Source organism: Thermus sp. 2.9, from assembly GCF_000794385.1.
Taxonomy (GTDB): domain Bacteria; phylum Deinococcota; class Deinococci; order Deinococcales; family Thermaceae; genus Thermus; species Thermus thalpophilus.
Genome location: NZ_JTJB01000003.1, coordinates 129,862 through 150,357, shown reverse-complemented (window position 1 = coordinate 150,357; position 20,496 = coordinate 129,862). Strand labels below are relative to the sequence as shown.

20 protein-coding genes and 4 pseudogenes are annotated in these 20,496 nt (G+C 67.8%); 15 read left to right on the top strand and 9 right to left on the bottom strand.

The annotated features are described in order from the left end of the window. From QT17_RS02350 to QT17_RS02340, 3 genes and pseudogenes are all read right to left on the bottom strand, one after another. Nucleotides 1-901, bottom strand: a pseudogene (locus QT17_RS02350) (MBL fold metallo-hydrolase). After that, on the bottom strand, nucleotides 895-1,689 hold the full coding sequence (locus QT17_RS02345; protein WP_039455816.1) for a fumarylacetoacetate hydrolase family protein: 795 nt from the start codon (nucleotides 1,687-1,689) through the stop codon (nucleotides 895-897). Before QT17_RS02345 ends, QT17_RS02350 begins: the two are co-directional and overlap by 7 nt. 9 nt (nucleotides 1,690-1,698) lie before the next feature. Continuing rightward, nucleotides 1,699-2,229, bottom strand: coding sequence for a glycerol-3-phosphate acyltransferase (locus QT17_RS02340; protein WP_039456216.1), 531 nt, complete (start codon nucleotides 2,227-2,229; stop codon nucleotides 1,699-1,701). Nucleotides 2,230-2,313: 84 nt separating this feature from the next. Here QT17_RS02340 and QT17_RS02335 point away from each other — a divergent pair. The 9 genes and pseudogenes from QT17_RS02335 to QT17_RS02295 all read left to right on the top strand — a co-directional run bounded on the left by QT17_RS02335 (nucleotide 2,314) and on the right by QT17_RS02295 (nucleotide 10,014). Further along, nucleotides 2,314-3,346, top strand: a pseudogene (locus tag QT17_RS02335) (substrate-binding domain-containing protein). 3 nt (nucleotides 3,347-3,349) lie between these two features. After that, nucleotides 3,350-3,793, top strand: a complete 444-nt coding sequence (locus QT17_RS02330; protein WP_039455814.1) for a YqhA family protein — start codon at nucleotides 3,350-3,352, stop codon at nucleotides 3,791-3,793. Then, nucleotides 3,793-4,458: a hypothetical protein gene (locus QT17_RS02325; protein ID WP_039455812.1), complete on the top strand. Its 666-nt coding sequence runs from the start codon at nucleotides 3,793-3,795 to the stop codon at nucleotides 4,456-4,458. The genes QT17_RS02330 and QT17_RS02325 overlap by 1 nt, the downstream gene beginning before the upstream one ends. A 10-nt stretch (nucleotides 4,459-4,468) precedes the next feature. Then, complete coding sequence (gene mqnE, locus QT17_RS02320; RefSeq protein ID WP_039455810.1) at nucleotides 4,469-5,587, top strand: aminofutalosine synthase MqnE; 1,119 nt, start codon at nucleotides 4,469-4,471, stop codon at nucleotides 5,585-5,587. Further along, the gene (locus tag QT17_RS02315; protein WP_039455808.1) at nucleotides 5,587-6,405 is read left to right on the top strand and encodes a menaquinone biosynthetic enzyme MqnA/MqnD family protein; all 819 of its coding nucleotides are present in this window, start codon (nucleotides 5,587-5,589) and stop codon (nucleotides 6,403-6,405) included. Before mqnE ends, QT17_RS02315 begins: the two co-directional genes overlap by 1 nt. Nucleotides 6,406-6,461: 56 nt before the next feature. Further along, nucleotides 6,462-6,998 carry a YceI family protein gene (locus QT17_RS02310; protein WP_039455806.1) on the top strand — a complete coding sequence of 179 codons (537 nt, stop codon included), beginning with the start codon at nucleotides 6,462-6,464 and terminating at the stop codon, nucleotides 6,996-6,998. Continuing rightward, complete coding sequence (locus tag QT17_RS02305) at nucleotides 6,998-7,765, top strand: VOC family protein (protein WP_039455804.1); 768 nt, start codon at nucleotides 6,998-7,000, stop codon at nucleotides 7,763-7,765. Before QT17_RS02310 ends, QT17_RS02305 begins: the two co-directional genes overlap by 1 nt. A 138-nt stretch (nucleotides 7,766-7,903) precedes the next feature. Further along, a complete protein-coding gene (gene aroF / locus QT17_RS02300) occupies nucleotides 7,904-8,938 on the top strand; it encodes a 3-deoxy-7-phosphoheptulonate synthase (protein ID WP_039455802.1) in 1,035 nt (344 codons plus the stop codon). Beyond that, on the top strand, nucleotides 8,935-10,014 hold the full coding sequence (locus tag QT17_RS02295; RefSeq protein WP_039455800.1) for a prephenate dehydrogenase: 1,080 nt from the start codon (nucleotides 8,935-8,937) through the stop codon (nucleotides 10,012-10,014). The genes aroF and QT17_RS02295 overlap by 4 nt, the downstream gene beginning before the upstream one ends. Here the strand turns inward: QT17_RS02295 and QT17_RS02290 are convergent. Genes QT17_RS02290 through QT17_RS02280 form a run of 3 tightly spaced genes read right to left on the bottom strand, consistent with a single transcriptional unit; the run spans nucleotide 9,999 to nucleotide 12,837 of the window. Continuing rightward, nucleotides 9,999-10,952 (bottom strand): GGDEF domain-containing protein, encoded by a 954-nt coding sequence (locus tag QT17_RS02290; RefSeq protein ID WP_039455798.1) that lies wholly within the window; start codon nucleotides 10,950-10,952, stop codon nucleotides 9,999-10,001. The two genes, QT17_RS02295 and QT17_RS02290, sit on opposite strands and share 16 nt — an antisense overlap. A 46-nt stretch (nucleotides 10,953-10,998) precedes the next feature. Beyond that, nucleotides 10,999-12,348, bottom strand: a complete 1,350-nt coding sequence (locus QT17_RS02285) for an FAD-binding oxidoreductase (protein ID WP_039455796.1) — start codon at nucleotides 12,346-12,348, stop codon at nucleotides 10,999-11,001. Nucleotides 12,349-12,357: 9 nt separating this feature from the next. Continuing rightward, on the bottom strand, nucleotides 12,358-12,837 hold the full coding sequence (locus tag QT17_RS02280; RefSeq protein ID WP_039455794.1) for a hypothetical protein: 480 nt from the start codon (nucleotides 12,835-12,837) through the stop codon (nucleotides 12,358-12,360). Nucleotides 12,838-12,908: 71 nt separating this feature from the next. Here QT17_RS02280 and QT17_RS02275 point away from each other — a divergent pair, with 71 nt between their 5' ends. After that, nucleotides 12,909-13,361, top strand: a complete 453-nt coding sequence (locus QT17_RS02275; protein WP_039455792.1) for an EVE domain-containing protein — start codon at nucleotides 12,909-12,911, stop codon at nucleotides 13,359-13,361. Here the strand turns inward: QT17_RS02275 and QT17_RS02270 are convergent. After that, nucleotides 13,336-14,556 (bottom strand): type II secretion system F family protein, encoded by a 1,221-nt coding sequence (locus tag QT17_RS02270; RefSeq protein ID WP_039455790.1) that lies wholly within the window; start codon nucleotides 14,554-14,556, stop codon nucleotides 13,336-13,338. The two genes, QT17_RS02275 and QT17_RS02270, sit on opposite strands and share 26 nt — an antisense overlap. On the opposite strand from QT17_RS02270, the gene QT17_RS02265 reads away from it, so the two are divergent. Both QT17_RS02265 and scpB read left to right on the top strand, forming a co-directional pair. Further along, nucleotides 14,555-15,148 carry an L-threonylcarbamoyladenylate synthase gene (locus QT17_RS02265; protein WP_039455788.1) on the top strand — a complete coding sequence of 198 codons (594 nt, stop codon included), beginning with the start codon at nucleotides 14,555-14,557 and terminating at the stop codon, nucleotides 15,146-15,148. The genes QT17_RS02270 and QT17_RS02265 overlap by 2 nt on opposite strands. Further along, nucleotides 15,141-15,662, top strand: coding sequence for an SMC-Scp complex subunit ScpB (gene scpB, locus QT17_RS02260; RefSeq protein ID WP_039455786.1), 522 nt, complete (start codon nucleotides 15,141-15,143; stop codon nucleotides 15,660-15,662). The genes QT17_RS02265 and scpB overlap by 8 nt, the downstream gene beginning before the upstream one ends. On the opposite strand, the pseudogene QT17_RS02255 reads toward scpB, so the two are convergent. Continuing rightward, nucleotides 15,609-16,687 (bottom strand): annotated as a pseudogene (locus QT17_RS02255) (PIG-L deacetylase family protein). The gene scpB and the pseudogene QT17_RS02255 overlap by 54 nt on opposite strands. A 33-nt stretch (nucleotides 16,688-16,720) precedes the next feature. On the opposite strand from QT17_RS02255, the gene QT17_RS02250 reads away from it, so the two are divergent. Continuing rightward, complete coding sequence (locus tag QT17_RS02250; RefSeq protein ID WP_039455783.1) at nucleotides 16,721-17,344, top strand: GNAT family N-acetyltransferase; 624 nt, start codon at nucleotides 16,721-16,723, stop codon at nucleotides 17,342-17,344. Here QT17_RS02250 and QT17_RS02245 read toward each other — a convergent pair. Beyond that, on the bottom strand, nucleotides 17,341-17,664 hold the full coding sequence (locus tag QT17_RS02245) for a heavy metal-binding domain-containing protein (RefSeq protein WP_039455781.1): 324 nt from the start codon (nucleotides 17,662-17,664) through the stop codon (nucleotides 17,341-17,343). The two genes, QT17_RS02250 and QT17_RS02245, sit on opposite strands and share 4 nt — an antisense overlap. Nucleotides 17,665-17,681: 17 nt before the next feature. On the opposite strand from QT17_RS02245, the pseudogene QT17_RS02240 reads away from it, so the two are divergent. After that, nucleotides 17,682-19,903 (top strand): annotated as a pseudogene (locus tag QT17_RS02240) (DEAD/DEAH box helicase). Between the two features lie 106 nt (nucleotides 19,904-20,009). Continuing rightward, complete coding sequence (locus QT17_RS02235; protein WP_152607311.1) at nucleotides 20,010-20,483, top strand: hypothetical protein; 474 nt, start codon at nucleotides 20,010-20,012, stop codon at nucleotides 20,481-20,483. Nucleotides 20,484-20,496 lie beyond the last annotated feature (13 nt).

Below are 20,496 nucleotides of genomic sequence, written 5' to 3'. Positions count from 1 at the left end.
TCAGCCCTCCAAGGCCTCGGGATGGTGCTTCTGCCAGTAGCGCGCCAGGCCCTGCAGGTTCATGTACGGAGGGTCGGCGAGCTCGTAAAGGCGCATCCCCGCCTCGTCCACCCCCGCCCGCTTCAGGCCCTCCCGCCAGTAGGCCTCAAAGCGCCGGGTGAGCTCCTCCGGCGAAAGCCCCTCCTTGAGGCGGCTTAGCGTCCAGCCTGCCCACTCCTCCAAGACGTGGCGCAGGGCCAAGAGGTGTTCCTCCACGTCCTGGTAGGCGCCGAAGTGGGTGAGGTAAAGGGCCTCCGGGCGCAAGGCCAGAAGCCGGTCCAAGGAGGCGTACCAGCTTTCCAGGTGGATGTCGGGGGGAGGGGTGGGGGGAAGCACCGGCCCCGGGGCGATGCGCACCCCGGCGATGTCCCCGGCGAAGACCACCCCATCCACCCGATAGGCGTGGTGGTGGGAGGCGTGGCCCAGGGTTTCCAGGGCCTGCACCTTCACCCCGCCCAGGTCCACCACCTCCCCGTCCTCCAGGACCCGCACCCGCTCCGGGGGGATGCCCCTAAGCTCCCCCCAGAGGGGCTTGAGGAGCGCCCCATAGATGCGCTCCGCCGAGGCCAGGAGCCGGGAAGGGTCCACCAGGTGCGGCGCCCCCTTGGGGTGGAACGTAGACCGTGGCCCCAGCCTCGGCCAGCCGCCAAGCGGCCCCGGCGTGGTCCAGGTGGATGTGGGTGACGAAGACGTGGCGCACCGCCTCGAGCTCCACCCCGTGGGCCTTAAGCCGTTCCACCAGGCGGGGGTAGGTGCTCTCGGGGCCCGTTTCTATCAGGACCGGACCTATGGGGGTCTCCAGGAGGAAACTGGCGATGACCCTCTCCGCCCCCTGAAACCCCAGGTCCAACACCCTCACCACGGCCGCTCCTCCTTGGGGCCGATGCGGGTGTGGAGGGTCCCCACCCCCTCCACCGCCACCTCCAACCGGTCCCCGGGCTTTAGGGCACCCACCCCTTCTGGGGTGCCCGTGAGGACCACGTCCAAGGGCTCGAGGGTCATGAAGGTGGAGATGTAAGCAAGGATCTCCGCCACGCTAAAGATCATTTGGGAAGTGTGCCCCTCCTGCCGGAGCTCCCCGTTCACGTAGGTGCGGAGCCAGACGTTCTGCGGATCCAGATCGGTCTCCAGCCAAGGCCCCAGGGGCAGGAACTTGTCGGCGCTCTTGGCCCGCACCCACTGCAGGTCCTTTTTCTGGGCGTCCCGGGCGGTGATGTCCACGGCCACGGTGTAACCGAGCACGTGGTCCAAGGCCTTCTCGGGGGGAACGTTGCGCATGCGGTCGCCCACCACCACGGCAAGCTCCCCCTCGTAGTGGAGCTCCTCGGTGAAGAAGGGGTAAGGCACGGCGTCCCCCGTGTTCCACGGGTCCATGGGGTTGCCCGGGTGGGCCAGGGTGTTGGGGGCCTTGAGGAAAAGCCCCGGCTCCTTTGGCAGGTCGTGGCCGAAGTCGTGCCCCATCTCCCGGATGTGCTCCCGGTAGTTTCGCCCCACGCAGACGATCTTGCTAGGGGTCGCCGGCACCAGAAGCCGCACCGAGGCCAGATCGTAGCGCCGGCCCGTGGGGTTTCCCCCGGGGCCGTCCGTTTCCAGGACCACCTCCCCTTCCAGGATGCCCCAGCTTCCGCCGTTAAACCGGAGGATCTTCATGCCCCAAAGCTACCACCTTCCCCTTAGGATTTGTAGGCCCCTTAAGCCCACCACCAGGGCCACCAAGAGGACGGCAAGCCGCCCTTCCTCGGGGGCCAAGAGGAAGAAGGCCAGGTAGCCGAAGGCGGCCCCGAAGGGGATGGGGTAGACCCCCCGCCGCCTGCGCCACCAAAGGAGGTGGTAAACCCCAGCCACCAGGAGGGCGAAAAGGGTGGAAAGGAGGGCCTCCCGGGGGAACCAGGCTAGGAAAAACCCCAAGGAGGGCGCGATCCCCCCGCCCCCCCGGAAGCGGAAGAAAAGGGGCCAGGTGTGCCCCGCCACCAAGGCCGCCCCCGCCCACGGGCGCCAGGCCAGCGGGGTTAAAAGGCCCACCAAAACCCCTTTGCCCACGTCAAAGAGCACCACCCCCAGCGCCGCCCAAGGTCCCTTTTTCCGGAAGACCCCGGAGCCCCCGGGAAGATCCTTCCCCCGGATCTCGGGATAAAAGAGAAGCCCCCCCACCAAGGAACCCATGAGGTAGGCCAGGAGCACGTACCCCATGCCCCCATTCTTGCGGAAGACCCCCTTTTGCTCTATCCTGAGGGTGGAAGTTTCCATGAAGCGCTTCCACCACGGGACCAGGCCATGAGAAAGAAAAAGCCCACCATCCACGAGGTGGCCGCCCGGGCCGGCGTGGGCCTGGGCACGGTGAGCCGCGTGCTCAACAACCACCCGGCGGTGCGCCCGGAAACCCGGGCCCGGGTCCTGAGGGCCATGGAGGAACTGGGCTACACCCCCAACCCCCACGCCCGCAGGATCGCCGGGGGAAGGAGCTACACGGTGAGCGTCCTCCTCCCCTTCGTGGCCACGGAGTTCTACCGCAGGCTCATTGAGGGGATAGAAAGCGTCCTCCTGGAAAAGCGCTACGACCTGGCCCTCTTCCCCATCCTCTCCGAGGCCCGGCTTAGGCGCTACCTGGAAAGCCACACCCTGGCCTACCTCACGGACGGCCTCATTCTGGCCTCCTACGACCTCACGGAGCACTTTGAAGGGGGCAGGCTCCCCACGGACCGGCCCGTGGTCCTGGTGGACGCCAAAACCCCCGGTACGACTCCGTCTACCTGGACAACTTCCTGGCGGCCACCTGGCGGGGGCCTACCTGGCCCGCTTCCCCGGGGCCATCTTCGCCGTGAAGGTGGAGGAGGAGCCCGACCGGGCCTTCCGCCACACGGTCTTCGCCGAGCGCATGGCGGGGTTTTTGCAGGCGCTCAAGGAGCGGGGGCGGCCTTTCCCGGAGGAGCACCTCTACACCACCCGCCTATCCCCCGAAGGGGGGCGGCTCGCCCTTCGGTACTTCCTGGAGAAAAGCTCCCCACCCCTCAACGTCTTCGCCGGGGCCGACCAGGTGGCCCTGGGGGTCTTGGAGGAGGCGGGGCGGCTCGGCCTCACCCTGGGCAAGGAGGTGCGGGTCCTGGGGTTTGACGGCCACCCCTTCACCCAGGAAGTGGGGCTTTCCACCATCGCCCAGCCCGTGGAGGCCATGGGGGCCAAGGCGGCCCAGCTCCTCTTGGAGAGGATGCAGGGCTACGCCGGCCCCCCGCGGGAGGTGCGGTTTGAACCCCTTTTGATTGAGCGGGCCTCCACCGGGACCCCGCCCGCCGTACCCTACGTGCCCTAAGCCATGCGCCTGGAACCCTTCGCCAACCTGGTCCGTTGGGTTATGCTCCTGCCGGTGGCGGGGCTTCTCCTCGGGGCCTCCTACTTCGCCTGGAACGCTTTTTTTGAGGCCGTAAAGGCCCTTTTCCACCCCCTGGAAGAAGCCCTCCCCGCCTTGGTGGGGGCGGTGGACCTGGCCCTTTTGGCCGCCGTTTTTCTCCTTTTCTCCCTGGGCCTCTTTGAGCTTTTCATCCGCCCCTTGGAGCTTCCCATGGGGAACATCCTGGCGGTGGCAAGCCTCTCCGACCTCAAGGCCAAACTGGGGCAGGTGATCGTCATGATCCTGGTGGTGAAGTTCTTTGAGAGGGCCCTGGGCTTCAAACCCAATAGCGCCCTGGACTTCCTCCTCTTCGCCGGGGGGGTGGCCCTCTTGGCGGGGGCGCTTTGGCTCGCCAAGGCCAAGGAGTAGTGCTCGCCTACCTGGACCAAAACTATGCCAGCCGCATGGCCAAGCACCTCCTGGGCCAGCCGGGCCACGAGGCCTTTGGCAGGCTCTATGAGGCCCTAAAGGGAAAGGCCCTGGCCCCGCCCAGCCCCTTTCACGTCCTGGAAACCCTTCACCCGCAAAGGGGCCCCGAGGAAAAGGTGGGCTACCTCCTCCCCGCCCTTAAGGCCGTCTTCGGCGAGCTTTCCCACGGGTACTGGGTGCGCCCGTGGCCGGAGGTGGCCTGGCGGCAGGGCCGGGGCCTTTACCGGGAAGACCTTCTCTGGCGGGGGGGAAGTTGGGAGGAGCCGGCGGACCTCTCCCCTTTCCTGGGCCTTCCCGAGGGCCTTAGGGGGCTTCCCTTCCTCGAGGCCCAAGAAACCGCCCGCCGGGAGATCCTGGCCCGCACCGGCCTGAAGGAGGTCCCCTTCGTCCGCCTCCTGGCGGAGCTCTTAGCCCGCATGGCCACGGACCCCACCCGCAAACCCCGCCCCTCCGACCTCCTGGATGCGGTGATGGCGGCCACGGTCTACCCCTACGTGGACCTCCTCCTCACCGACCGCTACCTTAGGAACCTCCTCCCCCAAAAGAGCGTGGGGGGAAGGCAAAAAGAGGTGGAGGCCCTGGTCAGGCGCCTCGGCGGGGAGTAGACTGCCCCCCGTGAAGGGGATCAAGGACCCCCGCCTCCTGCCCATCGCCGAAAAGGTGGAAGCCGGGGAGCGGCTCACCTTCGCCGAGGGGCTCGTGCTCTACGAAACCCAAGACCTCCCCACCCTCATGCGCCTGGCCAACCGGGTGCGGGAAAGGAAGCACGGCCACAAGACCTATTTCGTCCATTCCATCCGCGTTTCCCAGACCAACATCTGCTACGTGGGCTGCACCTTCTGCGCCTTCCAAAGGCGCTTTGGCGAAGAAGGGGCCTGGGACTGGGACGTGGAGGAGGTGGTGGCCTGGGTGAAGGCCCGCTACCAGCCCGGCCTAACCGAGATCCACATGACCGCCGGCCACCACCCCAAGCGGCCTTTCCAGTACTACCTGGACCTGGTGCGGGCGCTAAAGGAAACCTTCCCCGGCGTTCAGGTGAAGGCCTGGACGGCGGCGGAGATCCACCACTTTTCCAAGATCGCCCGCCTGCCCTACCGGGAGGTGCTCCAGGCCCTAAAGGAGGCGGGCCTGGACGCCATGCCCGGGGGCGGGGCGGAGATCTTCGCCGAGCGGGTGCGCAAGCGGATCGCCCGGGCCAAGGTGAGCGCCGAGGGCTGGCTGGAAATCCACCGCACCGCCCACGCGCTTGGCATCCCCACCAACGCCACCATGCTCTACGGGCACATAGAAACCCTGGAGGAGCGCCTGGACCACATGGACCGCCTGCGGCGCCTCCAGGACGAAACGGGGGGGTTCATGAGCTTCATCCCCCTGGCCTTCCAACCCGACGGGAACCAGCTCGCCCGGGAGCTGGGCAAGCGGGAGTTCACCACGGGCCTGGACGACCTGCGCAACCTGGCGGTGGCCCGGCTTTACCTGGACAACATCCCCCACATCAAGGGCTACTGGGCCACCTTGACCCCGGAGCTCGCCCAGGTCTCCTTGGACTGGGGCGTCACCGACATTGACGGCACCCTCATTGAGGAGCGCATCGTACACATGGCGGGAAGCCCCACCCCCGAAGGGCTCTCCAAGCGGGAGCTCGCCCGCATCATCCTGGCGGCGGGCCGGATCCCCGTGGAGCGGGACGCCCTCTACCGGGAAGTGCGGGTCTGGGACCAGGTGGAGGCCTGATGGCCTACGTCCTGGGGGTGCCTCTTTACGCCAACACCGCCCCCCTCCACCGCTTTCTGGAAGCGGATGGGTTTCTCCTCCGCCACGGGGTGCCGGCGGAGCTGAACCGCATGGTACTTTCGGGGGAGGTGGGGCTTTCCCTGGTTTCCAGCTACTTCTACCTGAAGCACCAAGACGTCCTCGGCCTCCTTCCCGATTTCTCCGTGGCGGTGTTGGGCCGGGTGTACTCCGTGAACCTTTTCCACAAGGTGCCCCTCGAGGCCCTAAAGCAGGTGGCCCTCACCACGGAAAGCGCCACCAGCGTGGAACTCCTCAAGCTCCTCCTACGGGAAAAGGGGCTAACCCCCAGCTACGCCCAGGTGGAGGGGGGCTTGGAACTCTTGGAAAGGTACGACGGCGTCCTCCTCATCGGCGACCGAGCCATAAAAGCTTATGCCAGCCTCCTACCCGAGCTTCCCGAAACCCCCCATGTTCTTCCCACCCGCTTCGGCGGGGTGGAGGTGGTGGACCTCTCGGCCCTTTGGTTCCAAAGGACCCACCTCCCCTTCGTCTTCGCCGTCTGGGCCTACCGCAAGGAAAACCCTCCCCCCAAGGCCCTGGTGCAGGCCCTCAGGCGGGCGAGGCGGGAGGGCTTGGGCCGGCTTAAGGAGGTAGCGGAGGCGGAAGGGAAGCGGCTTGGCGTGAACCCCGCCCTCCTGCAGCACTACCTTTGGAACTTCCGCTACCACCTGGAGGAGCCCGACCGGCTGGGCCTAAAGGCCTTCGCCGAGGCCTTGGGGCTTCCCTTCCAGCCCACGTACTACCCAGCTAGCGCTTGACTTCATATAGCGCTTTAGATAATATTCTACTGGGCCGAGGGCCCGAGGAGGTGTGTATGCGTTGGAACCTGGACCCCACCCACACCAGCGTGGAGTTCGCCGTACGGCACATGATGATCGCCACGGTAAAGGGCACCCTGAACCTCAAGGAGGGGTACGTGGAAACGGACGAAGGCGGCAAGCCCCTTCGGGTGGAAGCCCGCCTGGACGCCAGGAGCATCCACACCGGGGTGGCGGACCGGGATAACCACCTGCGCTCGCCTGATTTCCTGGACGTGGAAAACCACCCCGAGATCGTCTTCCGGAGCGAGAAGATCACCCCCCTGGGCGAGGGGCGCTACCGCGTGGAAGGGGAGGTGACCATCCGCGGCGTGACCCGGCCCCTTTCCTTTGAGGTGGAAACCCATGGCCCCGCCAAGGACCCCTGGGGCAACGAGCGCATCGCGGCCCACTTTGAGGGCAAGCTCAACCGCAAGGACTTCGGCCTCACCTGGAACGTGCCCCTGGAAATGGGCGGGGTGCTGGTGGGGGAAGAGGTGCGCTTTAGCGTGGACACCGAAGCGGTAAAGGCGCAGGAGGCGGTGGCCCGGTAATGCCCTTTCCCAGGCGGCTCCTTTCCCTGGCCCTAAGGGTGCGGGACCTGGGGGCCGCCTTGGGGTTTTACCGGGACCTTCTGGGGCTAGAGGTGGAGGAAGACCCCCCTTTTTTCCGCCTCTTTCCCCAAGGGAAGGGGTTTTGCCTAGAGCTTCACCACGACCCCAAGGCCCCCCTAAGGCCCTACCCCTCCCTGGGCCTTTACCACTTCGCCCTCCTCCTCCCGAACCGCAGGGCCTTGGCCGGGGTTTGCCGCAGGCTCCTGGAAGCCGGGGCCTTCTTTGAGGGGGCGGCGGACCACGGGGTTTCCGAGGCCCTTTACTTCCGCGACCCTGAGGGGAACGGCCTCGAGCTCTACCGGGACCGCCCCCAGGGGGAGTGGCCCAAAGGGCCTTTGATGTTCACCGCCCCCCTAAACCTGGAAAGGCTCCTGGCGGAAAACCCCAAGGCCACCCCCCTGGCCCCGGAAACCCTCCTCGGCCACCTCCACCTGCACGTGGCGGACCTGGGCGAGGCCGAAACCTTCTTCGCCGGAAGGCTTGGGATGGAGGTCACCTTGCGCACCTACCCCGGGGCCCTCTTCTTCGCCTGGGACGGCTACCACCACCACGTGGGGGCCAACACCTGGGCGGGGCCAAGGAGGGCTCCAGAAGGGGCCACGGGGCTTGTGGGCTACACCCTCTTGGACCCCAAAGGACGCGAGGAAACCCTCCTGGACCCCGTGGGGATACGGGTGCGGTTGACAGGCCATGGGGCCACCCCCTAAACTTGGGGGCAATATGCGGAGACCAGGGCGCTACTTCGGCTTTTATTATCCCGCCGGGGGCGCCCTGCGGTCCGCATAGGCTTTCACCGCAACCGGGCGCCCCCAAAAGGGGGCGCCCAAGGTTTTTAGGAGGGGAAGATGCTCATCGTGATGAAGCGGGGACACACGGAGGCGGAGCTGGACGAGGTGGTGCGGGAGATAGAGAAGGTGGGCTACCGGCCCCACGTCTCCCGGGGGGTGGAGACCACCCTGGTGGGGGCCATCGGCCGCGGCCCCACCCCCGAGCTCATGGAGCACTTCCGGGCCCTTCCCGGGGTGGCGGAGGTCATCCCCATCTCCAAGCCCTGGAAGCTGGCGAGCCTCGAGGTTCAACCCTTCCCCACCGTCTTAGACTTCCCCACGGGGAAAACGGGGGGCGGGCACGTGATGGTGGCGGCGGGCCCCTGCGGGGTGGAGTCCCGGGAGCAGACCCTGAAGGCGGCCCGGTACGTGAAGGCCCACGGGGGGGCGATGCTTCGGGGCGGCGCCTTCAAGCCCCGCACGAGCCCCTACGCCTTCCAGGGCCTAGGGGTGGAAGGCCTGAAGATCCTGGCGGAAGCCCGTAAGGAAACGGGCCTCCCCGTGGTCACCGAGGTCCTCTCCCCGGAACAGGTGGAGCTCGTGGCGGAGTACGCCGACGCCTTCCAGATCGGCGCCCGTAACGCCCAGAACTTCCCCCTCCTCCAAGCGGTGGGGGAGGCGAAAAAGCCCGTGCTTCTCAAGCGGGGCATGAGCATGACCCTGGAGGAGTTTTTGATGAGCGCGGAGTACATCCTCTCCCGGGGAAACATGCAGGTCATCCTGGTGGAGCGGGGCATCCGCACCTTTGAGAAGGCCACCCGCTTCACCCTGGATGTCGCCGCCGTGCCCGTGCTCAAGAGTTGGACCCACCTTCCCGTCTGGGTGGACCCCTCCCACCCCGCGGGCAAGCGGGATTGGGTCATCCCCCTGGCCCTGGCGGGGCTCGCCGCCGGGGCAGATGGGCTCATCGTGGAAACCCACCCGGAGCCCGAAAAAGCCCTTTCCGACGCGGCGCAACAGCTTCATGAGCACGAGTTCGCCGAGCTCATGGAAAGGGTGCGCCGCCTGGTGGTGGCCTTGGACAAGACCCTTTCCACCCCTGCCCTGGCATGAAGCCCCTCTTCGGCAAGGTGGGCATCTTCGGCGTGGGCCTCCTGGGGGGAAGCGTGGCCCTGGGGCTCAAGGAGCGCTTCCTGGCGGAGGAGGTCCACGCCTACGACCAAGACCCCTTGGCCCTGGAAAAGGCCCTCTTCCTGGGGGTGGCGGACCGGGTCCACGCCGAGCTCGGGCCCTGGGTGGGGGAGCTTTCCCTGGGCATCCTCGCCGCCCCCGTGGGGGCTTTGCCCGCCCTGGCCCAGGCCCTAAGCCCCCTGGCCCACCCCGAAAGCCTCTGGACGGACGTGGGGAGCGTCAAGGGCAAGGTGGTGGCGGCCCTGGAGGGGCTTCTTCCCCACTACCTGGGGGGCCACCCCATGGCGGGAAGCGAGCGGGCCGGGGTGGAAAACGCCCACGCCGGGCTTCTGCAAAACGCCGTCTGGGTCCTAACCCCCACGGCCCGCACGAGCCCCAAGGCCCGGGAGGGCATACTGCGCCTGGTGGAGGCCCTAGGGGCCTACCCCCTGGAGATGCCCCCCCTCCTTCACGACCAGCTGGTGGCCCGGATCTCCCACCTCCCCTACCTCCTGGCCGTGGCCCTAAACCGCATGGTGGCGCAAAACCCCCATAAGGACCTCCTCATCTTCCTGGCCGCCGGGGGCTTCCGCGACCTCACCCGCATCGCCTCGGGAAGCCCCAGGATGAGCCGGGACATGGTGGTGGAGAACCGGGAAGCCCTCAAGGAGGCCATAGAGGAACTCCGGGCGGTGCTTTTGCAACTGGAAGGACTTCTGGACGAGCCCGAGGCCCTCTTGCAGGTGGCGGAGGAGGCCAAGCGCACCCGGGACAGCCTTCCCATCGTGCGCCGGAGCCTCCTCCCCGAGATGTACGACCTGGTGGTGCAGGTGCCGGACCGCCCTGGGGAGATCGCCCGCATCGCCACCGCCTTGGGGGAGGCCGGGGTGAACATCAAGGACATAGAGGTCCTCACCATCCGGGAAGCGGCGGGGGCCCTCCGCCTTTCCTTCGCCACTCGGGAGGAGCGGGAGGAGGCCAGGCGGGTTTTGGAGAGGGCGGGCTACCGGCTTCCCTGATCGGTGTACCGGGCCACGCGGTCTTTGCCCCCCCGCTTGGCCCGGTAAAGGGCCTCGTCCGCCTTCCGGTAAAGCGTCTCCAAATCCCCCCGGTAGGAGGCCACGCCGAAACTGGCCGTGGTGCCCAGGGCCTTGAGGCCCTCCCGCAACCGCTCCGCCAGGCGGGTGGCCTGGAGGGCGTCGGTCTCCGGCAGGAGGATGGCGAACTCTTCCCCACCCCAACGGCCCACCAGATCCCCCTGGCGCACGTGGGCCACCAGGTAGCGGGCCACCTCCTTCAGGAGCCGGTCCCCTTCCGGGTGACCCTTTTCATCGTTCACCCGCTTGAAGTCGTCCAGGTCCAAAAGCACCAGGCTGAAGGGCTTCCCGCCCCGCTCCACCCGGGCCGCCTCCCGCTCCAAGGCCATCTCCAAGGCCCGGCGGTTGGGCAGGCCCGTGAGGGGGCAGGTGAGGGCCTGCTCCCGCCAAAAACGAGTCCGGCCGTAAAACTCCCGGAAGCGGGCGAGGAGAAGGGTGAGGGCGAGGAGCACAGGCTGGCTCAGGGCGAAGTGGGCGTAATAAGGACCGAGCTCCCGGCCCCAAAGAGGCGGGGCGAGGAGAAGAAGCGCCCCCCAAAAGAGGGAGGCCGCCAAGGCCCAAGGCACAGGGTAAGCGAAGGCAGCCACCAGGTAAAGGGCGGGAGACCAGTACCCCACCACCCACCCGTCCTCCTGGGCCCGCCAAAGCTCAAAGAGCAGGTACGCCCCAAGCCCGTGAACCAAGAACTTAGGGGCCCGCCTTGGCCCGCGGGTCAGCGCAAAGAGGAAGTAAAGGGCGAAGACACCATAGGCAAGCCATAGACCCAAGGTCTCTGGCGGGTACCAAAGCAACTGGAGGCCGATACCCAAGGGAAGGCCGAACCAAGCGGACCAGTAAAGGAGGCGGGCCAAGCGGTCCATGGAGTCATTTTATCCAAAAAGAAGGCGAAAAGGGTGTGAAAGAAAACTAAGGAAGCAGCTTCCCCGGGTTTAAAAGCCCCGCCGGGTCCAGGGCCGCCTTCACCTGGCGGAAGGCCTCGAGGGTCTCCCCGTCCACCGCCTCCGCCATGAACTTCCGCTTCATGACCCCGATACCGTGCTCCCCGGAAAGCACCCCGCCATGCCTGAGGGCCACCCGGGCGATCTCGTGGGCCAGCGCCCAGACCCTCTCCTCGCTCTCCCGCCTGGGGTCAAAGAGGATGTTGGGGTGGAGGTTGCCGTCCCCGATGTGACCAAACTGCACCACGATGAGGCCAGAGGCCTCCCCCAAGGCCCGGATCTCCCGCACCACCTGGGGCAAAGCGGAGCGGGGCACGGCGATATCCTCGTTCACCCGCTTGGGCCGGATCCGCCCCAAGGCCGGGCTCACCGCCCGCCGGGCCCGCCAAAGGGCCTCCGCCTCTTTTTCGTCTTGGGCCCGCCGCACCTGGGCGCCGTGGGCCTTGGCCGTTTCCTCCAGGAGGGAGAGTTCCTCCTCCACGAGCTCGGGATCGTCCCCGTCCGTTTCCGCCAGAAGGAGGGCGTGCCCCCGGGGTAAGCCCATAGCCAGGTAGTCCTCCACGGCATCCACGCAAGCCGGGTCCAAAAACTCCAGCCTAGCCGGCACCGCCCCCAAGGCGATGGCCCGGGAAACCGCCTCCGCCAAGGCCCCCACCTCGGGGAAGGCGGCCATGAGGGCGGCCCGGTGGCGGGGCAAGGGCAAAAGGCGCACCCGGGCCCCGGTGATGAGGCCCAGGGTGCCCTCGGAGCCCACCAAAAGCCCCGCGAGGTCAAAGGCCTTCCTGTCCAGCAGGTGGGCCTCCCCGAAGGCGTCCACGAACTCCAGGGCCAGGAGGTAGTCCCCCGTGACCCCGTACTTAAAGCAAAGGGGCCCCCCGGCGTTTTCCCCCAGGTTGCCCCCGAGGGTGCTGGTGCGGTGGGAGGCGGGGTCGGGGGGGTAAAAGAGCCCGTAGGGCCTCGCCGCCTCGGAGAGGCGGGCGGTGGTCACCCCCGGCTCGGCCCAGGCGGTGCGCGCCACGGGGTCCAGGGCCAGGCGGTCCATGCGGGTGAAGGACACCACGACGACCTCCCCCAGGGGCACCGCGCCCCCGGAAAGCCCGCTTCCCGCCCCCCGGGGCACCAGGGGAAGCCCGTACCGCCGGGCGAGGCGCACCAGGGCCTGCACCTCCTCCCGGGTTTCCGGGAGGACCACCGCCAAGGGCCTTTCCCCCACCAGGATGGCGTCGTAGCGGTAGACCTCCTTTTCCGCCGGGGAGAGGAGCGCCTTTGGCCCCAAAAGCCGCCTCAGCTCCTCCTTGGCCGCCTCCCAAGCCCCCATGCCCTTAGGCTACCAGGCGGGGTCGCAGGAAAGGGTGCCGTCCGGATAGACGGGGTTCCCCCGCACGTAGGGCCCCGCGAGCCCCCCGGTGAAGCCCTGTAGCCAAAGGCGGCGGGGCGGGAGGTTGGGCTCCACGCCAATTCCCTGAACCCCCACCCTCCCTTGAGGGGACACGGCGGAAACCCCCCGGATGGCCCCGTCTGGGGTCACCTCCACGTAGCCCCGGACCACCCCGCCGTAGATGGGGCCCTGGAGGACCGCCCGCTCCTCGGGCAGGGCGCTCTCAGGAGAAGCCCCCTCGGGGAGCCAGTAGAACGCTAGCCTGTCCAGCCTGCCCTCGAGGAAGAAGCGGTAGTCCACCTGGGTGGTACCAGAGGTGCAGTAGGTGGTCTGGGTGGCGAGATCGGAAATGCGGTGCCCGGGGTAGACCACCTCCAGGGTCAAGGAGCAGGCGGCCAAGAGGGGAAGAAGGAGGAGGAACTCTCGCATACCCTCATCTTTGCCTCCTCCCCACCCCTCCAGGCTTTGCCCAGGCTAAAGGGAACTTTAGACTGGACCCCATGGCGTACTGGCTCCTCAAGTCCGAGCCCCAGGTGTACAGCATGGAGGACCTCCGGCGGGAGGGGCGGTCCCTGTGGGATGGGGTGCGCAACTACCAAGCCCGCAACTACCTCCTAAAGATGCGGGAAGGGGACCTCTGCTTCTTCTACCACTCCAGCGTCCAACCCCCGGGCATCGCCGGGCTATGCCGGGTGGTGCGCGTGGGCATCCCCGACCCCACCCAGTTTGACCCAAGTAGCCCCTACCACGACCCCAAGGCTACCCCGGAAAAGCCCCGGTGGTACACGGTGGAGGTGGCCTTCCTCGAGGCCTGGCCCCTCATCCCCCTGGAGGAGCTCAGGGCCTGCTTCCCCCCCGACCACCCCCTGGTGAAAAAGGGGAACCGGCTTTCCGTGATGCCGGTCCCCCCGGAGGTGGCCGAACGGCTTATTGCGCGGAAAGGGTGCCGATGATCTTGAAAAGCGGCAGGAACATCCCGGCCACGATCATGCCCACGATGACGCCCAGGAAGATGATCATGAGGGGCTCAATGGCCGCGGTGAGGCTCGCCACCGCCTCGTCCACCTCACGCTCGTAGAAGTCCGCCAGCTTGTTCAGCATGGTGTCCAAGGCCCCCGTCTCCTCGCCGATGGCCACCATGGAGCTCACCATGGGGGGGAAGATGAAGGGATGCTGGGCCAAGGTGAGGTTCAAGGGGTCGCCTTGCTGGATGCGCTGCTTCGCCGCCTCCACGATCTCCTCCACCACCACGTTTCCCGCCGTCCCCTTGGTGATGTCCAAGGACTCCACGATGTTCACCCCGCTTCCCAAAAGGAGGGCCAGGGTGCGGGAGAAGCGGGCCACCGCGGTCTTGCGGTTCAGGTTGCCAAAGACGGGGATGCGGAGCTTGATGCGGTCAATGACCTTGCGCCCCTGGGGGGTGCTGTAGTACCAGCGGTAGACGAAGAAGAGGACCACCCCCAAAAGGAGGAGGGGTAGGGTGGCGGCCCGGAGCAGGTTGGAAACGGCGATGAGGAAGCGGGTGAGGAGGGGGAGCTCCGAACCCAGATCCGTGAGGATCTGGGCGAACTGGGGCACGATGCCCGTGAGGAGGAAGTAGGCCACGCCCACGGCGAAGACGAAGACGATGGCTGGGTAGGTCATGGCGCTTTTGATCTTGCCCCTGAGCTCCAGCTCTTTCTCCAAGAAGCTCGCCAGGCGGTCCAGGATCACGTCCAAGCCCCCCGAGGTCTCCCCCGCCCGCACCAGGTTCACGTAAAGCCGGGAGAAGAGCTTGTGCTTGGCCAGGGCCTCGGAGAAGGCCATGCCGCCTTCTATATCGGCGCGCACCTGTTTTAGGATTTCCCGGAACTTCTTGTTCTCCGTCTGCCGCTCCAAGATGGCCAGGGACTGGAGGAGGGTGAGGCCTGCCCCCAGCATGGTGGCGAGCTGCCGGGAGAAGATGGCGAGGTCCTTAAGGCCAGGACCCCGCTCCAAGGCGGGAAGCCGCACCTCGGCCCTCAGGCCCTTTCCCGGCTCCTTGATCTCCGCCACGAAAAGGCCCCGGTCGCGAAGGAGCCGCGCGGCGGTGCGGAGGTCTTCGGCCTCAATGGTGGCCTCCACCAGGCGGCCCTGCCGGTCGCGGGCCTTATACTGGTAGACTGGCATGGTAGAAGTATACCAGAAGGAACTGGAAGAAGCCGCCCGTACCCTTCGGGAAGGGGGGCTTGTGGCCTTCCCCACGGACACGGTCTTCGGCGTCTTGGCCCGCATGGAGGACGAGGCCGCCTGCCGCCGCATCTACCAGGTCAAGGGACGGCCCGAGGAAAAACCCCTCCAGGTCCTGGTGGCGGACCTGGAAAGCGCCCTAAGGCTCGCCGAGCTGGGCCCCCTGGAGGACAGGTTCGTGCGCCTGGTGGAGGCCTTCTGGCCCGGGGGGCTCACCGTGGTGGTGCCGGGGCGGAACATCCCCCCTTGGATCAGCAAGGACGGCTCCGTGGGCCTAAGGATGCCCGCCCACGAGGTGTTGCGGGAGCTCCTTTCCCGGGTGGGGGGTTACGCCGCCGCCACCAGCCTGAACCGGAGCGGGGAAGCGCCGGTGCGCACCGCCGAGGAAGCCCGGTCCTTCGCCGTGGACTTTGTCTTCCCCGGGGAGGCGGGGGGGCTCGCCTCCAGCGTGGTGGACCTGCGCACGGGAGAGGTCCTGCGGGAAGGCGCCATTCCCAAGGAAGCCCTCCTCGCCTACCTCCAGGATGCCTAGCCTGAAGGCGGAGATTCTGGCCGTCCTCTTCGCCGCGGGGAGGCCCGTGCGCCTCAAGGAGCTTCGCGCCCTGGGCCACCCGGAGGAGGGGATTTTGCGGGCGCTAAAGGCCCTGGAGAAGGACCTGGCGGAGGGCCATTTGGGGGTGGCCCTGGAGCGGGTGGCGGGAGGGTGGCGGCTCGTGGTGCACGAAAGCGCCCTTCCCGCGGTGGAAAAGGTGCTCAAGCCTTCCCCCCCCAGGCTTTCCAAGGCGGCCCTCGAGGTCCTGGCCCTCATCGCCTACCACCAGCCCGTGGCCCGGGCGGAGCTGGAGGCCATGCGGGGGAAAAGCGTGGAAGGCGTTCTGGAAAGCCTTCTGGAACGGGGGCTCATCCGGGTGGTGGGGGAAAAGGAGGCCCCGGGCCGCCCAAAGCTCTACGGCACCACGGAGCGCTTCCTGGAGGTCTTCGGCCTGGAAAGCCTAGAAGACCTCCCGCCCCTCGAGGACGGCCCACCCCTCCTCCTCCGCGGCTAGGGCCTCCTTGGCGGGGATGGGCAGGGGGCTAAAGAGCTCGTTCTGGCGCACGAAGGCCAGGAGAAACCGCCCCAAAAGGCGCATCTGGCTCCGGTGGGCCCGGATGGCCTTTTCCTTGAGGCGCACCTCCTCCTCCGCAAGGGGAAAGCGCCGCCAGGGAAGCCCCCGGCCCCTGGGGGGCGGGTAGAGGGGAAGCCGGGGGTGGAGGCCCTTGGGCAGGGGGTACTGGTACCCCCCGTGGACGATGTAGTACTCCAAAATCCCCTCCAGGCCCAAGGCCGCCGCCGCCTGCATGCCGAAGTAAGCGGTGGCCTGGTGGTCCCGATGGGCGTCCAAGGGGCTTGGCAAGAGGATGCGGTTCGGCCTAAGCTCCCGAAAAAGCTCCAGCAAAACCCCTTCCAGGGCCTTGCCCGTGTAGGGGAGGCCCAAGCGGTAAGCCCCGGGGTAAGCCACCGCCTTAAGCCCGGTGTAGGGGCTTCCCCAGGGCAGGTAGTAGTGGGTGGTGAAGAGGGCGAAAAGCCCCTGGTCGGGAAAGCCCAGGAAGACGGCGCTTTCCCGGCCAAGCCCCAGGGCCTCGAGGCCCCGCCAGGCCTCCACCATGCGCCTTAGGGCCAACCGGCGCATGGCCTCTTGCGAGGGCAAGGGGCTTCCCGCCGCCAGGTCAAAGGCGTCCCCCGAGGTGAGGTAGACCACGCTAACCCGCCCCCCTTGGGCCGCCACTCGGCGCATGCGCCCCGCCGCCGCCAGCACCTCGTCGTCGGGGTGGGGGGCGAGGACGAGGAGGTGCTCCCCGGGCCGAGGGTCTTCCGCCAGGGAAAGCCCCCGGGTCCGCAAGGAGGCGAAAAAGGCGTGATAGTAGGCGAAGAGGAAGCGGCCGTTGATGAAGGCCCAAACCCCAAGGGCCGCGAAAAGGAGCGCCACCCGCTCGGCCCAAAGGAGCCCCAGCCAAAGCCTCAGCGCCTCCGCCAGGACCAAGTAGGCGAGGAGGAGAAGAAGGAACCACTGCAAGGAGCCAAACGGCGCACGAGGGGCATTCTACCCAGGGGTAAACTGGAAGCGTGCCCAAGGTGCGCCCGGCGAAGCCCCAGGACCTCCCCGCCATCACCCACATCTCCCACCAAACCCTCCTTTTGGGCCGGGAAGGGTCCCAGGTCTTCCCCAGTGAGGCCCTTTGGGGCGAGCTCTTCGTGGCCCCGTACTTGAAGCGGGGGTGCTGCAACCTGGTGGCGGAGGAGGGGAACGAGGTGGTGGGCTACATCCTCGGGGCCTGTTCCGACTGGGCCCTCCTGGGCCACCTCCTCCCCCGGCTACCCCTCCTCCTCCTTTGGCTCGCCCTCGGCCGCTTCGGTCCCCCGCTCCCCCACCTGGCTTACCTCCTCCGCCTGCTCCTCTTCCGGGGCCCCAGGGCCCCCAAAGACCGCTACCCCGCCCACCTCCACATCGCCGTAAGCCCCAAGGCCCAGGGCCAGGGGGTGGGCCGGGCCCTCCTCGCCACCTTCCTGGACTGCCTCAAAGAAAAGGGGGTACCCGGGGTGCAGCTTTCCACCACCCGGGCCAACCAGGCGGCCCGCAGGCTTTACCAAAGCTTTGGCTTCCGCCTTTACGCCAAGCGGGCGAGCCCCTTCTGGGCCCCTTACCACGGCCGCCCCGTGATCCACGAGGTCTGGGTGAAGGCGCTTTAGGGGGCGAGGCGCACCGCGGTGCCGCTTACTGTGACCATGAGCATGGAGTTGCCCTGGCCCAAGACCTCGTAGTCCACGTCTATGCCCACCACGGCGTCGGCCCCAAGGCGCCGAGCCGCCTCCGCCAGCTCCTTTAGGGCGATTTCCCGCGCCCGCTTAAGTTCGGCCTCGTAGGCCCCGCTCCGGCCCCCCACGATGTCCCGGATCTGGGCGAAGAGGTCCCGGAAGAGGTTCGCCCCCAGGATGGCCTCGCCGAAGACCACGCCCAGGTAAGCCTCAATCCGCCGCCCTTCCACGTTTGGGGTGGTGGTGAGGATCATGGGCCCATAATAAAGGGGTGTTGCCCGAGGCCCTAAGGGGGTGGGAGAGCTACCGGGAGTGGCTCGAGGCCGACCCCGAGTTCCAAGGGCGCATCGCCTTCGCCCGGCTCCTCCCGAAAAGGCCCCCGGAAAGGACCCCACCCCACGGCCCCTTCGCCGGGGTCCTGGAAGCCTTGGGCCTGGTCCCCTTCCGCCACCAGCAAGAGGCCCTGGACCGGGTGGCCGAGGGGCAGAACCTGGTCATGGCCTACTCCACCGCCGCGGGGAAAAGCCTCGTCTTCCAGGCGCCCGTGCTCAAGGCCGCCTTGGAGGGGGAGACGAGCCTCCTCCTCTTCCCCACCAAGGCCCTGGCCCACGACCAGCTAAAGCGCCTCCGGGCCATGGCGGAGGCCCTGGGGATCCAGGGGGTTTACCCTTACGACGGGGACACCCCCGCCGCCACCCGCCGGAAGGCCCGGGAGGAGGGGAGGGTCCTCCTCTCCAACCCCGACATGCTCCACTTCGGCCTCCTGCCCCGGCACGGGGAGTGGGCCCCCTTCCTCGCCCGCCTCCGCTACCTCGTCCTGGACGAGCTGCACGCTTACCGGGGGGTCTTCGGCACCCACGTGGCCCTGGTCCTCTTCCGCCTCCTGCGCCTCGCCCGCCACTACGGGGCGGACCCCCAGGTGATCGCCGCCAGCGCCACCATCGGCAACGCCAGGGAGCACGCGGAAAACCTCACGGGCCTCCCCTTCGTGGAGCTCCAAGAAGAGGTGGCCCGCTCGGAGCGGGAGCTTTTGGTCCTCCTCCCCAAGCCCCTGGACCGAAGGGGGGAAAGGCGGCGGAGCCCCCTTTTGGAAGCGGCCTACCTGGCCCGGGCCCTGGCGGAGGGGGGGCTTCGCGCCCTGGTCTTCGCCAACGCCCGCAAGAGCGCCGAGCTCATCGCCCGCTACGCCGCCCACCCCGGGGTTAGGCCCTACCGGGCGGGCTACACCGCCCGGGAAAGGCGCCGGCTGGAGGAGGCCCTGAAGGAGGGGGCGGTGCGGGTCCTGGTGAGCACCAGCGCCTTGGAGCTCGGGGTGGACATCGGGGAGCTGGACGCCGTGGTCCTGGTGGGCTACCCGGGCTCGGTTTCCGCCTTCTGGCAGCGGGCGGGGCGGGCGGGGCGGGGGGAGCGGCGGGCCCTGGTGGTTTATATCCCCCGGGAAGACCCCTTGGACGAGTACTTCCTCCACCGCCCCGAGCTCCTCCTCCAAACCCCCCCCGAGGTGGCGGTAGCAGACCCCAAGAACCCGGTGCTTTGCCCCTTGCACCTCCACGCCGCCGCCTGGGAGATACCCCTCCTGCGGGAAGAGGTGCGCTGCCGGGAGGCGCTGGCCGAACTTCAGGAGAAGGACGGCCGCTTCTACACCCCAAGGCGGCGGCCCCACCGGGAGATCTCCTTGCGGGGCCTTGGGGCCACCTTCACCCTAAGGGGGCCGGAGGGGGAGGTTCTGGGCTACCTGGACGAGCGCCAGGCCTACTGGGAGGCCCATCCCGGGGCCATTTACCTCCACGGGGGGGAAAGCTACCTGGTGCGGAACGTGGACCCCGCGCGGCGGGAGGTGTGGCTCCTCCCCGCCCTGGAGGACTACTACACCGAGCCCCGGGCGGAAACGGACCTGGAGGTCCTCTCCGGGGAGCCCGTGGGCCAGGGGGTCTACGTGGGCAAGGTGGTGATCCGGGAGCGGGTGGTGGGCTACGTGAAGAAGCGCTTTTTCACGGGAAGCGTCCTGGAGGAGGTACCCCTGGAGCTCCCCGAGATCTCCTTCCCCACGGAGGCCTTGTGGTTCCACCCCCTCGAGGCGGTGCCCCCCCACCAGATCCCTGGGGGCATCCACGCCCTGGAACACGCCATGATCGGCCTCCTGCCCCTCTTCGTCCTGGCGGAAAGGCAGGACATCGGGGGCATCTCCTACCCCTTCTACCCTAGGCCCCTCCCCTCCGGGCAGGGCCCCGCGTCTTCATCTACGACGGCTACCCCGGGGGCGTGGGCTACGCCCGGGCCGCAGCCCAGCGCTTTGCGGAGTGGGTGCGGGCCACCTTTGAGCTCCTAAAGGGTTGCCCCTGCGAGGAGGGCTGCCCCCGGTGCGTCCTCTCCCCCAAGTGCGGCAACGGCAACCAGTACCTGGACAAGAAGGCGGCGCTCCGCCTGGCCGAGGCCCTGGCCTGGCAACTGGCGTGGGGCCTTGACGGAACTCCTAGACGAATCATAAACTGAAGCCATGAAGGGATTAAAAGCGCTTTTTATACCGGGTATTCTTCTACTGGGGCTCCTCAGCGCCTGCACCCAAGGGCCACCCCTTAGCGCCCAGGACGTGGAGGCCATGGTGAAGCCCCTGGCTCCCTTGCTTGTGCCCAAAGCCCCCGAGCCCCAAGGAAGCTTAAGCCCGGCGGGCATCAGCCTCACCTTGACCAAGGCCTGCCCCGCCGGGGGGAGTCTGGCGGTCCAGCACAGCGCCGACTGGAGCGAAAACGGGGGGAGCTTCTCGGGGAGCCTCCAAGGGGAGCGGTGCGCCTTCGCCGAGCCCGAGCCGCTGGAGTACCGCAACCTTTCCCTCACGTACACCGGCTGGGCCCAAGGCACGGGGAGCGCGGCCTCCTTCGTTTACCGCCACCAAGGCCAGGGCCAAGCCATCTTCCGGGGCCAAACCTATAGCCTGCGGCTTTCCCTGGAAATTCGGGTCCAGGCCGTGTACGAGAACGGCTTCGCCCTAAGCTACACCCTCTCCGGCACCACCTGGGTGAACGGGCAGGCCTACCCCGTGGAGGAGCAGTTCACCCTCACCTACACCCCCTAATCCCCCAAAGCCG